Source organism: Clostridium malenominatum, from assembly GCF_039521365.1.
In the GTDB taxonomy this organism is placed as follows: domain Bacteria; phylum Bacillota; class Clostridia; order Clostridiales; family Clostridiaceae; genus Clostridium_AW; species Clostridium_AW malenominatum.
In genome coordinates, this window is record NZ_BAAACF010000001.1 from 2,004,797 (window position 1) to 2,016,087 (window position 11,291).

The 11,291-nt window shown below is 30.1% G+C and carries 17 protein-coding genes; all 17 read right to left on the bottom strand.

From position 1 onward, the window contains the following. Position 1: 1 nt before the first annotated feature. Positions 2-625 (bottom strand): TetR/AcrR family transcriptional regulator, encoded by a 624-nt coding sequence (locus ABDZ69_RS10145; RefSeq protein ID WP_343769286.1) that lies wholly within the window; start codon positions 623-625, stop codon positions 2-4. Positions 626-829: 204 nt separating this feature from the next. Next, positions 830-988 carry a hypothetical protein gene (locus ABDZ69_RS10150; RefSeq protein WP_343769288.1) on the bottom strand — a complete coding sequence of 53 codons (159 nt, stop codon included), beginning with the start codon at positions 986-988 and terminating at the stop codon, positions 830-832. Positions 989-1,054: 66 nt separating this feature from the next. Then, entirely contained in the window at positions 1,055-1,531 is a 477-nt protein-coding gene (locus ABDZ69_RS10155; RefSeq protein WP_343769289.1) for an NUDIX hydrolase, read from the bottom strand. Between the two features lie 22 nt (positions 1,532-1,553). Then, positions 1,554-1,937, bottom strand: a complete 384-nt coding sequence (locus ABDZ69_RS10160; protein ID WP_343769290.1) for a hypothetical protein — start codon at positions 1,935-1,937, stop codon at positions 1,554-1,556. Positions 1,938-2,083: 146 nt separating this feature from the next. Next, a complete protein-coding gene (locus ABDZ69_RS10165; RefSeq protein WP_343769292.1) occupies positions 2,084-2,527 on the bottom strand; it encodes a hypothetical protein in 444 nt (147 codons plus the stop codon). Positions 2,528-2,830: 303 nt separating this feature from the next. Next, positions 2,831-3,526 carry a flavodoxin family protein gene (locus tag ABDZ69_RS10170; RefSeq protein ID WP_343769293.1) on the bottom strand — a complete coding sequence of 232 codons (696 nt, stop codon included), beginning with the start codon at positions 3,524-3,526 and terminating at the stop codon, positions 2,831-2,833. Positions 3,527-3,623: 97 nt separating this feature from the next. After that, positions 3,624-4,097: a GNAT family N-acetyltransferase gene (locus ABDZ69_RS10175; protein ID WP_343769294.1), complete on the bottom strand. Its 474-nt coding sequence runs from the start codon at positions 4,095-4,097 to the stop codon at positions 3,624-3,626. 93 nt (positions 4,098-4,190) lie between these two features. Then, entirely contained in the window at positions 4,191-4,607 is a 417-nt protein-coding gene (locus ABDZ69_RS10180) for a hypothetical protein (RefSeq protein WP_343769295.1), read from the bottom strand. Positions 4,608-4,619: 12 nt separating this feature from the next. Beyond that, entirely contained in the window at positions 4,620-5,585 is a 966-nt protein-coding gene (locus ABDZ69_RS10185; RefSeq protein WP_343769296.1) for an alpha/beta fold hydrolase, read from the bottom strand. A gap of 78 nt (positions 5,586-5,663) precedes the next feature. Continuing rightward, a complete protein-coding gene (locus ABDZ69_RS10190; protein ID WP_343769297.1) occupies positions 5,664-6,035 on the bottom strand; it encodes a GNAT family N-acetyltransferase in 372 nt (123 codons plus the stop codon). 159 nt (positions 6,036-6,194) lie between these two features. Continuing rightward, positions 6,195-6,512 (bottom strand): MazG nucleotide pyrophosphohydrolase domain-containing protein, encoded by a 318-nt coding sequence (locus ABDZ69_RS10195; RefSeq protein ID WP_343769298.1) that lies wholly within the window; start codon positions 6,510-6,512, stop codon positions 6,195-6,197. Between the two features lie 157 nt (positions 6,513-6,669). Further along, entirely contained in the window at positions 6,670-6,801 is a 132-nt protein-coding gene (locus ABDZ69_RS10200; protein ID WP_343769299.1) for a hypothetical protein, read from the bottom strand. Next, the gene (locus tag ABDZ69_RS10205; RefSeq protein ID WP_343769301.1) at positions 6,776-7,288 is read right to left on the bottom strand and encodes a nitroreductase family protein; all 513 of its coding nucleotides are present in this window, start codon (positions 7,286-7,288) and stop codon (positions 6,776-6,778) included. The genes ABDZ69_RS10200 and ABDZ69_RS10205 overlap by 26 nt, the downstream gene beginning before the upstream one ends. A 524-nt stretch (positions 7,289-7,812) precedes the next feature. Then, the gene (locus ABDZ69_RS10210; RefSeq protein ID WP_343769303.1) at positions 7,813-9,066 is read right to left on the bottom strand and encodes a sensor histidine kinase; all 1,254 of its coding nucleotides are present in this window, start codon (positions 9,064-9,066) and stop codon (positions 7,813-7,815) included. Next, the gene (locus ABDZ69_RS10215) at positions 9,059-9,739 is read right to left on the bottom strand and encodes a response regulator transcription factor (protein WP_343769304.1); all 681 of its coding nucleotides are present in this window, start codon (positions 9,737-9,739) and stop codon (positions 9,059-9,061) included. The genes ABDZ69_RS10210 and ABDZ69_RS10215 overlap by 8 nt, the downstream gene beginning before the upstream one ends. Then, on the bottom strand, positions 9,732-10,271 hold the full coding sequence (locus tag ABDZ69_RS10220) for a UBA domain-containing protein (RefSeq protein WP_343769305.1): 540 nt from the start codon (positions 10,269-10,271) through the stop codon (positions 9,732-9,734). The genes ABDZ69_RS10215 and ABDZ69_RS10220 overlap by 8 nt, the downstream gene beginning before the upstream one ends. A 150-nt stretch (positions 10,272-10,421) precedes the next feature. Continuing rightward, a complete protein-coding gene (locus tag ABDZ69_RS10225) occupies positions 10,422-10,958 on the bottom strand; it encodes a UBA domain-containing protein (RefSeq protein ID WP_343769306.1) in 537 nt (178 codons plus the stop codon). Positions 10,959-11,291 lie beyond the last annotated feature (333 nt).

The window sequence follows — 11,291 nt, forward strand, 5'->3', positions numbered from 1 at the left end:
TTTATTTGTCCTCCTTCACAATGCCATATAGCATAATATCTAGTATTTTTGACATCTTCATTTCATGAGCTTCAATTAAGGAATTGAAGTCGGAAAACTCATAGGCCTTGCTTTGAAAATATCCATTAAACATTTCTTGAAAAATTATAAAATATTCTATTGCTTCATCTTCGCTGACTTCATCTCTTAGAACAATATTGCTGAGTGCATTTTTATAACGCTGTACATTTAACATATCAAGTTCTGTACGTAATTTCTTAATTTCATCTTTCAGATGAACAGGGGGTTGCAAAACCGTTCCAAAAAAGATATTGGAAAACAGCGGATTATTTGAAAAAAATTGATTACGTAAATCGAGATAGGTTTTTATGTCCTTTTGAAAGTCTGAATAATGGCGTTCCTCATTATTTAAAAAATCTATAAACTCATCTATACAAGTTTTTACGCAGCATAAATAAAGCTCATCTTTGTTTTTGAAATAATGATAAATCAAGCCTTTTGAAATATTATTATCATTACAAATATTGTTTAGAGAAGCATTTTCATAGATTTTTGTTCCAAATTCTGCAATAGCAGCTTTTAAGATTTTATCTTTACTTGCTTCATTTCTTTCTCTTTGCTTCATAATCCAAATCACTTCCAAATTAATATTGACCACATGGTCTATTATTAATAATATCAAAAACAAACCACGTGGTCAATATTTAAAATATAGATTTTTTCACTTATTTTTTATAATAAGAAAGAGGCTCCTTTTTTAAGGTAGCCTCTCTTTGCATTTCTATTTATTTAAAATACTCTTCTAGCTCATCTTAGGTCTTTTAAAAATCTACTTTTCTTCAGTAGTTAAACCTGAAGTGTTTTCTCCCCAATTTGAAGATTCGGGAACAACATTAATAAGCTCCCACCCATCTTCTCCTAATTCTGGTAGCATTGATTCGACATCTTTATCCCATTTAAAGTTTGAAAACAAACCTGCCCTTCTCATACAAGTAATAATATTCTACTGTATTATAAAATCCCCTCTTATTGTTATTGCTTATAGCAGATACCGTTATTCATTTGAAATAATATGTTCGATGCCAGTAATGCTTCTTAATAATTTAGTTTTAAAGAACTCTGGAAATAAGTGATATTTATTTAAATCCTCAATAGGCAACCAGTGTAAATGTTCTTTTGAACCTTGTTCTCCAAAGCTGTTACACTTAAAATTTATATTGGGGTTCGCTTTCATTATATAGAAAAAAGCAATTTCATGATAATTCTCCCTTGTTATTTCTTCACAAAAAAAGTGTTCCTGAATAAATGCTAATCTATCAATTTCAAATTTTGCACCTGTCTCCTCAAATGTCTCACGAATAACAGCTTCTTCGGATGTTTCATTTAATTTTACTCTTCCACCAACTGAATAATAATAAGGTGCACTATCATTTTTAACCATAAGTATTTTTTTGTCTCTTATTATAATTGCCCCAACCCTATAATTGAATATTCCTTCACTAGTTTTAAATGTCAAATCTTGCTCTTTCATGCTAATCTCCCGTTCTAGATATCTAGTGCACTTCCTTTTCATGTCTTTGCTTGGAAATAAAACCCCAAATGACGGCAATCAGAATTGATAAAATGAAAACAGTACCCCATATTATCCAAGCATTGTTTGTTCTTCCTCCACCTGGGTCTACAGCATCAGTATTAAATATCATAGCAAGAGTAAATCCACCCATATATCCTACAACAGTGGCTACTGGAATTATTCGATTTCCAAACATGATAGCGATAACTATTATAGCAATACTTAATATAGCCAACAGCTTTGGCCACTGCTTCATACCATGCATTTCAAAAAAAGAAAATCTGCTTAGCCAATATGAGATACCAAGTAATCCAATCATACTAATTCCCCACAGAATTTTGTTTTTTATATCCATTGGTTTCAACTATATCCACCTCCTATTTTATAAACAATCTTTATTTCACGTTTTATTACTATAAAGAACAAGTTTTATTAGTTACTTCGCAATATAATAATAATAATAATAATAATAATAATACAAAGTACCAAATCTAATTTTGCTCATAACCTTCAATTTGATAATACAATTATTTCTTCAAGAGTGTTTTTCCAATTGGGGTTATTTATTTTTAGATGTTTGCCATTAAATTGATTTGCAATTGAAATCCATTTATTTCCAATACAATGGATATTTAACCAAACACCAGCATCATTATCGTTTATAATGATTATATATCTATCTTTGTCATTAAATCTTACCATAGTTGATAAGTTTCTGGTAAAATCAGATTGTATAATCAATGTTTTTAACATCTCAATTTGATTAGCATTAAGCACATATTCCTGCTCCTTTGTGTCGCCCTGATAACTCTTTCTAATTACTACATTGCTTGATGTTGTTATATTTGACACGCCAGTAATCTCGTCACCTGAAACATTAAAATATGAGTGAATAATTAAGCAAAATAATATAACTATTATAGTTCCTACAATTAACTTAAATAATTTTTTCATCATCGTCCTCCTTCACATAATATAAATAATGTTTTTAGATTTCATGATGGGGCTCCTTCTTTCTTCCCTATTATTTATATATTCTACTATGTGGAAAAAATCCCCTCTTATTCTTACTACTTAATCTAAACATCTAAAAAACTAATTATCTATCCAACTAAAAAAGAGGCTATCCTCTTTTTTTAAAAGGGCCTCTTTTGGTATTACAATTTACTTAAAATACTCTTTCAACTCCTCTAGATATCCAGTGCACTTCCTTATACACAAATTTGATTTGCTCATAATTAATTTAAAAACAATCGTTTATACCTTAATCCACCCTTTATCCACCCAATGCTGATTATCAACGGATAATGTTTTTTCTTTTTTGGCAACGCCCTGATGCATCATTTTAGTGATGGCGAATTTAATCCTTACTTTTATTCCCTTATGTGCTGCACGCGGTTTTTTATATTTTCCGGCAATCTTTTTTGTTTTTCTGATAATAATATTTTTACGCTTATTGGATAATTCATTCCAAATAACACCCTCAAGCAATCCTATGCTCAACTTTTTAATGTCAGAGACGCCAAGCCAAGATAGACTTGTTGCAATGTCCTTTTGTGCTCCACCGTTAAATATACCTATAGCATTTGTCAAAATCACAGCTCTTTTGTTAAACATTCTTTCATCAGGTCTATGTACCATCCAATGCACACACAAATGATCAAGCAAAGTTTTCATCTGCGAAGTAGTTCTTAGTGCATAAACAGGAGAAGCAAATATAAGCAAATCAGCATTCAAAATAGCGTTCCAGATAGGCATAACATACTCTGCGTGAGGACAAAACTGCTCACCTTTAAGAAAACAATTTTTACATCCACAACAAAAACAAGGCAAATCCTTTGGTAAATAAAATTCTGTTATTTCGTTTCCATCACGCAAAATCTCTAAAAAACTTTCTTTTATATTATAGGTACAACCTTTTATTTCGGTTCCAGTTATCACAGTGATCTTCATATTATTCAACTTCCTTAAAATATAATTTATTTCCTACTATAAAACACTTTTACTTACAAAATTGAAATTTGTTGATTACAAATTATTATTATAGCCATTATAAATTCATTAAATAAATCTTATTTTCTTCATCAAATCTAAAATTACAAGAAAGCAGTGTGTTACAAGAAGCTATGTTTTCTGAATCTGGTTGAACAATAATTCGCTTTGCATTTAAATTTAACTTTACTTTGATAATAAGTTCATTAATAAGTGCTTTCCCAAATCCTTTTTTAAGATAATCCACCTCACCAATCATATAATCAATACTGTATGTCCCATCAATTGGTATATTGCCATGCCAAGTTTCTCCGCTATTAAAATACTCATAATATTGACAGAATCCTATAGGTTCTCTAACATATTCCACAATATAATGATGTAGCCACATGAAATCACTTTGTCTCTTTTCCACTTCATCAATCCAGTCTAATGGACTATGATACCATTTTGAAACATGAGGTAGGTATAACCACTTTTTAAATAAAGATACATCTTCATCCATTAATTGTCTAAGATTTAATTCATTCATATTGTGCAGTACCCCCCAATTATATTTTAAATTACTAGATAAATCCCTATTTATCTGTATGTCATGTAAATAACTCTACTTCATCTTTTTTTACTAATAGATATTTATACTTGAACCTTTTGGTATAAAGTACTTTATAAACTGTATTTCTTCTTTTGATATGCCTTCAATTGAAAATTCTTTACCATAGTGACTAGACGATAAAATAATATCATTATTCCTAGTCAAGAAAAATGAAAACCACTTAATATTGCCATCATGTCCTATTGCGTTATAAACCAACTCATTAATAACTTTTTCACTTATATTAAATTTAAATATATGCATATTACAATTACTCTCTAAATCTAAATCAGTGCAAAGTTCTTTCAAATCATATATTATCTGCTCTTCATCATTCCAACAATCAATTCTGATGCCATCTGCTTCTTCAATATATTCCATTATCAATGGTTTCCAATAATCAATATTTGAAATTAACCCTGTACTAAAATAAATTCCATAACTCATTCCTCTCATCTCCTATAAACTTATGTGAATTCCCCTCAAGAAATTATCAATATATTTAATTGCTTCCTTAGTATTTGACCAATATAGATAGTGAGCTGCATTGTCTATCATTATCTGTTGGCTTTTATCAGACCACTTTGCTAATTGCACTTGTACTTCTCTCCATAGCCTTCCACTATCTGAGGATAAAATTAAAATTGGAATATTGCCTAATAGCTTACCATCCAAAACTTTTTCTGCATTTTCATTAATATATCTGATATTTTTAAAATTTGAATAGCTACCTGTATACTTATAATACATTGCTTTGTCAATTTCTCTCATAGACTGAGGTAAATTTTTGTATCGCATACTTTCACCATACATTGGGAGCAAAACATCGCATTCACCCAAAAGTCGATTCACTCCAGTAACACGAACAGCAGCCAATGTACGATTAATAGCAAAAGATTTTAATTCAGAATCTTTACTATAAAACTCAGGACTTCCTGCATCAAGAAATATTATTCCTAATACTCTTTCAGAATTTCTTTGAGTATATCTAATTGCTTCTATAGCTCCTAATGAGTGAGCTATCAATATTACTTTATTCTCCTTAGATACTGTGTTAATAATAATAGATAATTCATCTGTAAGACTGTCAATATCTCGCTTTGCATTTGTTTCAGAGCTCCAGCCAAGACCTGCATGGTCATAAGATATAGTTTGACCATACTTACTTAATTCATTTTGCAGATAATAATAATCGGTATAAGCACATGGAGTTCCAGCACCTGAAATAAAAACAAAAATGGTATTTCCACTCCCTTTAGTATAATAATGAGCATTGTAAGTACCCACGTCAACAAAATTACCAACTGCCCTATATTGATTATTTTCACTGTTTACCATTAACTTCTGCCAAACAGCTCCAATGATTAATAAAATAACCAGAACAAGTAAAATGATAAATGGTTTTGATTTCAATGTTTTTTTCATTTCATACCTCATAAAATGTATAAACTTCTTAATATTAACTCCTCGATAAATTGCAAATTTACCATGTTCCTATTATGCTCATTTCACATAGGTCATTGGGGTATATCTCATTCCATCCGTTACTTGTTCAGTATCACTATCAATAAATCCTAAACGATGATATACTTCAACGGCATAAGGCGAAGAATTAACCGTAATCTCATTTGCCGTACTATTTTTTAAAACCACTTCAAATAGTTTTCTTCCAATACCTTTTCTATGATATTTACCATCTACAAAAAACAGTGCAATATGATTTCCGCTGTTTCTTGTGGCAATAACTCCTACAATATTGCTGTCTTCATAAGCTCCGTACATGGTTATACTGTTCAAGTAATCATTATTGTTTATCACGGAATTTTGAAATGTCTCAATCCCCTCTTTAGAGTAGTCAGGTGCCTCATACTGCATAAAAACATCCCAGACAATATCTAATACCGCGACAATTTCATTTTGTTCTATTCTTCTAACTAACATAGCATCTCCTCCTTACAGGTTATATAAATAATCTACAGTTAATCTACCCCGACAAATTTTTATTTGCAAAATACGAATATTGTGCAACAAACGTTATCTTCCAGATCCCAAATCTCCTTTGTTAGCAAACCTCTTTTCATATTTGTCAAGTACACACTTTAGGCAATTCTCTAAATTAGTTTCCGTTTGATTTGCAATACAAATTAGAGAGAATAATACATCTCCAATTTCGCTATCCCATTCTCCAGTTTTCTCAAATCCTTTGTTGCCATAGTTACTTCCTTTTAATACCTCCTTTGATAGTTCTCCTACCTCAGAAGCCAAATCTATAATTCTAACTTCGACTGGCGAGTTTATATTTTTATCTTCAGTAAACTTTTTTATTAAATCTTGAACCTCAAATAAATTCATTTTCATCCTCCACTTTAAGACGTAATATATTACAATCATTTATATATTCTACTATTTTATAAAATCCCCTCTTAATTTGCCATAACTTATATATGGCTTTATAGTAAGAGTTGCAAAAAAGAAAGGCTATCCTCTTTTATAAAGGTCGCCTCCCCTATTAAAATCTACTAAAATACTTTTCTAACTCCTCTAAGATTTCAATATCAAATATATCCATAGCAGAAAACAGCTTAACTATTTCGTCATACATCTTCCCACTATCTCTATTTATATTTATCGTAGCAAACAATTTCCTCCAATGCCTTTCTTGGTTTTGCATTTGGTCTTTCCGCTGGATATCCAAGAGGTGTCATGGCAACCACTCTAACATTTTCAGGTATTTCAAGAATCTCTTTAACTTGTTTTTCAGAAAATCCTCCAATCCAGCAAGTACCTAGCCCAAGTTCTTGAGCTTCTAAAATCATATAGGACATAGCAATGGACAAATCAACCGTGTAGGCAGGCTGACCACAGGGCATTACAAAAGATGATTCCGTAGCGCATGCAACTATTATTACCGGGGCCTCTACAACAAACTTTCGTCCATTTACAGCAGGCAAAAGCCTTCCTTTTACTTCCTCATCCTTAACCACAATGAACTTCCACTCTTGTCTATTTTTCGCAGTTGGAGAAATCCTAGCTGCCTCTAAAACTCTACTTAATTTTTCATGTTCTATGGGCATGTTCAAGTAGGATCTAATACTTCTTCTTTCCCTTAAAGCTTCTAATACCTCCATTTTTCCCTCCATAACCTTACTGAAATACATCTCTATTTGAATTATATTCCTAAAGTGGTTCCTAAGTTCCTAATGGTTGACCTTTTCATTAAGGCAATTCACAACAAGACTATATATATTATTAAGGTCTTTAGTAGAAGGGTCTTTTAGTAGATTAATCTTTTGTTCGGGATTTTTTTCCGTAAGGGTTACGGATTTATTTCCTTAAGGTTCAGTAAAAATTTCCGAAGTAACTGTTTTAAAATCCGATATTAATTCTATAAATTTTAAAGTTAAATGGCCACTTTCCTAAATTATACGAACGTTCATTTCCGATATCAACACTATATCATTAATAACTTCCATTTTCAACCAAATACCATTTTAAATTTCCTTATTCTATTGAAATACTCAATTATTCCTGTATTTACTAGGGTTTATCTAGGTTTTCCCTACCTATTAACGTAAGATACGTCATTTTACGTATTTAACGTAGTTTAAGTATAAAAAACGACAGAGTTCTTAAATCTGTCGTTTTTTATATTTTACTGTCTTTCAGGGAGAAAAACAGTTATTCTTGTACCAATTTCTTTCCTACTTAAAACGCTAAAGTATCCTTTGTGACTATCAATAATCCACTTAGCAATAGAAAGCCCTAATCCTGTGCCACCATCTTTTCTAACTCTGGCAGTATCAGCTCTAAAAAAACGTTCAAATATGTGTAATACATCTTTTTCATCCATGCCTATTCCGTTATCTTGAACAGAAAAATATGGCTCACCTTTATTATTTTTTCCTGTTCTTAGTATTATATATTCATCTTTATCTGTATACTTTGCTGCATTTTCTATTAATATTCTAGCTGTTTGTTTAAGTAATGATATATCACCATAAACATTTATATTTTCTGAATCTATATATCTATATATATGATCTTTATCTATCATCTTAGATTCTTCTAAGACTTCTTTCATCATATCATTAAGTGAAAACTCTATAAGGTTAAGTTGAGTTTTACCATTGATACCTCTAGCTAAAAACAATAACTGCTCTACTAAGTTTTTCATATTTTCTGATTCACTTTTTATAGCTGCAATGGATTCTTCTAATACTTCCGCATCATCTTTCCCCCAACGGTCCAACATATTAGCATAACCTTGAATTACAGATATAGGAGTTCTAAGCTCATGGGATGCATCTGAAACAAATCTTGCTTGTTGCCTATAAGAATCTCTCATTTTATCTAATAAGTTATTAATGGCCTCCTCTAACCCTTGAAGCTCGCTATCTCCAATATGAATTCTTTCGTCAGATGTAGTAGGAGTAATCTTAGATATAGCATCCTCAAGGCTTTGAAATTTTTGTTCATTAAAGGCTATATCACTAAGCCTACTTGCAGCTTCTGCTATTTCATTAAGTGGTTTTAAAACCCTTCTATTTTGAGAAGTCCCAAATATTATTTGCTTTAATAGCATTACTGCTTCTATAACTCCAATAGCGCTAATTGCTTTTATTAAAAGGTTTAAGAAAGTGGTAGCCTCTTTTATCATAACTTTTCCATTATCCCAAAGAACTTTATAATTTGCTGTTTCTATGGGATAAAAATTAAAGCTTCTTTCAGCATTTTTTACAAATTCACCATAAAAGCTTGTTTCACTTTCAATACACCAAACTCCAATAAATCCTATAACTATGCATATATCAATAATAAGAAACTTTAGAAATAAATCTCTTACAAAAATAGAATTTAGTTTTATTGCAATGGATGTAACATTTTTTGTTTTATTTTTTCTATTCATCTTTAATTACGTACCCCACACCACGAACTGTAGTTATTATTTTTACATTAAAAACATCATCTATTTTTGTTCTTAAAAATCTTATATAAACATCTATAACGTTTGTTTCTCCAATATAATCATATCCACATACCTTTTCCATAAGTGTATTTCTAGTTAAGACTATATTCTTATTTTCCATTAATATTTGTAACAAATTAAACTCTCTGTTAGTAAGTTCTATCTCTATGACATCATACATCACTTTATGTCTCATTTTGTCTAAGGACAATAAACCACATCTTATTATGTCCTCATCCTTTTTTGATGTAACTATTCTCTTTTTAAGGGCTGTTCTTATCCTTGCAAGTAACTCTTCTATTGCAAATGGCTTCGTTATATAATCATCTGCTCCTGCATCAAGACCTGACACTTTATCCATAACTGCATCTCTTGCAGTAAGCATTATAACTGGAATATCAGAGGTTCTTCTAAGCCTTCTTAATACTTCAAGTCCATTAATTTCTGGAAGCATTATATCAAGAAGAACTAAATCCACCTCTCCTTTTTCTGCAATTTCAAGACCTACTCTACCATTATTTGCTTTTACAATATCATAACCTTCATGTTTTAATTCAAGCTCAATGAATCTTGATAATTTTTCTTCATCTTCAACTATTAAAATCTTAACCATTTTTATTCACCTTTTTTAATTTTTCTTTTACAATTTTTACACCCTCTGAAATATCGCTTAATACCCTATTAGCTTTATCGGTATTAACCCTCTTTGAATATACATAAAATTTTATGTCAAAGAATAATCCAACTACAGTTAAAGGTATTATAATCCAGAACATGAAAAGTAAAAGTACAATAACTACTGTAAGTGGGACCTTTAAAATTAATCTGTCTTTCTTTTTTATTTCTAGAAAAATATTATTATATGTGTCTATATACTTACATATAACCTCAAAAATTCCTTGATAACTATTGTTAGTTTTGTATTTGGTTTCTTTAATTTTCACAATTTCTCCGCTTTTTTCACTATACCCTACTTCATTAGTATAAAAGATGCTAACATAAGGTTTTTCCACCCTTCCCCTCTCTTCTAGATATAAGAAAGCATCTAATATATCCCAATTACTATTCTCTAAAGCTTCTTTAGCTTCTTCATAGCTTATATTTGCTTTTTCCTTCAATTTATCTATTAACTTAAGATTCTCCATAAATAGCCCTCCGTATCTACGGCATAGATAAAATCATTTACTATAATTCTATCCTTGATTATTAAATTATACCATTTTATCATGACTTTATATAACTTCAAAAATAAAGAGATCTTGAATATTTTCAAAATCTCTTTATCGCACTACATGTTATCTTTCATAGCTTTCTTTAAAACCTTTTTTAATAGAATCTGCTGATTCTGATACTTTTTCAAATACATTATTCACCTCATTATAGTTGTTATAAGAGCCTGCTAATGAATATTTATATCCACAGAATAATCCTATTACCAATAACACCATAGTTGGTACAAATAAGAATATTAATAGAAGTATTGATACTGTTAATGATATCCTTATTGGCTTTTCATTTTCTTTTCTGATTTCGAAAAAATTCTCGCTTCCCTTTTTTATGAGCTTACCTATAAATTTAAACATTCTACCAATAGCCTCTCCTATTCCACCATGTTTTTCTTCATACTTTTTATTATCTTCTTTTTTATCCTGCTCTTCTTCTTTAATTTCAATTATTGTAGTAGCTTCATTATTTTTTATTTTTCCGCTTCTCTCCAAGTATATAATAGAATCTACAACATCCCAGTTGCATTTTTCTAATGCATTTATTGCTTCTTCACGACTTACATTAGCCTTTGCAATTATAATTTCAATCATTTCATTTCTTTCCATTCGATTTACCTCCATGTATTTTTTAATCATTCATCATGGTTATATAATACTTTTAGAAGATTAATCTAAAATATAAGAAAGATTAAAATTGGATTAAAATATAATATTTCTTTTATTTCTTTTACATCGGTATCTGTTAAAATCAATTTACTGTTTAAAGTAGTTTAAATATAAAAACGACAGAGTTTTTATGTCTGTCGTTTTAGAGTTGATTCTGTAGTTATTAGCAGTTAATTTTTATCTTCATCATAGAAAACCATATATCGTGCACTATTTATTAAACTCAAATTATCATTATTAATAAACTAATATAAATATGTGTACATCCTCTTA

What these genes read in the sequence shown, in the direction of transcription:
- ABDZ69_RS10145 (WP_343769286.1), bottom strand. Translation starts at nt 625, where the DNA reads ATGAAGCAAAGAGAAAGAAATGAAGCAAGTAAAGATAAAATCTTAAAA.
- ABDZ69_RS10150 (WP_343769288.1), bottom strand. Translation starts at nt 988, where the DNA reads ATGAGAAGGGCAGGTTTGTTTTCAAACTTTAAATGGGATAAAGATGTC.
- ABDZ69_RS10155 (WP_343769289.1), bottom strand. Translation starts at nt 1,531, where the DNA reads ATGAAAGAGCAAGATTTGACATTTAAAACTAGTGAAGGAATATTCAAT.
- ABDZ69_RS10165 (WP_343769292.1), bottom strand. Translation starts at nt 2,527, where the DNA reads ATGAAAAAATTATTTAAGTTAATTGTAGGAACTATAATAGTTATATTA.
- ABDZ69_RS10170 (WP_343769293.1), bottom strand. Translation starts at nt 3,526, where the DNA reads ATGAAGATCACTGTGATAACTGGAACCGAAATAAAAGGTTGTACCTAT.
- ABDZ69_RS10175 (WP_343769294.1), bottom strand. Translation starts at nt 4,097, where the DNA reads ATGAATGAATTAAATCTTAGACAATTAATGGATGAAGATGTATCTTTA.
- ABDZ69_RS10180 (WP_343769295.1), bottom strand. Translation starts at nt 4,607, where the DNA reads ATGAGTTATGGAATTTATTTTAGTACAGGGTTAATTTCAAATATTGAT.
- ABDZ69_RS10185 (WP_343769296.1), bottom strand. Translation starts at nt 5,585, where the DNA reads ATGAAAAAAACATTGAAATCAAAACCATTTATCATTTTACTTGTTCTG.
- ABDZ69_RS10190 (WP_343769297.1), bottom strand. Translation starts at nt 6,035, where the DNA reads ATGCAGTATGAGGCACCTGACTACTCTAAAGAGGGGATTGAGACATTT.
- ABDZ69_RS10195 (WP_343769298.1), bottom strand. Translation starts at nt 6,512, where the DNA reads ATGAATTTATTTGAGGTTCAAGATTTAATAAAAAAGTTTACTGAAGAT.
- ABDZ69_RS10205 (WP_343769301.1), bottom strand. Translation starts at nt 7,288, where the DNA reads ATGGAGGTATTAGAAGCTTTAAGGGAAAGAAGAAGTATTAGATCCTAC.
- ABDZ69_RS10210 (WP_343769303.1), bottom strand. Translation starts at nt 9,066, where the DNA reads ATGAATAGAAAAAATAAAACAAAAAATGTTACATCCATTGCAATAAAA.
- ABDZ69_RS10215 (WP_343769304.1), bottom strand. Translation starts at nt 9,739, where the DNA reads ATGGTTAAGATTTTAATAGTTGAAGATGAAGAAAAATTATCAAGATTC.
- ABDZ69_RS10220 (WP_343769305.1), bottom strand. Translation starts at nt 10,271, where the DNA reads ATGGAGAATCTTAAGTTAATAGATAAATTGAAGGAAAAAGCAAATATA.
- ABDZ69_RS10225 (WP_343769306.1), bottom strand. Translation starts at nt 10,958, where the DNA reads ATGGAAAGAAATGAAATGATTGAAATTATAATTGCAAAGGCTAATGTA.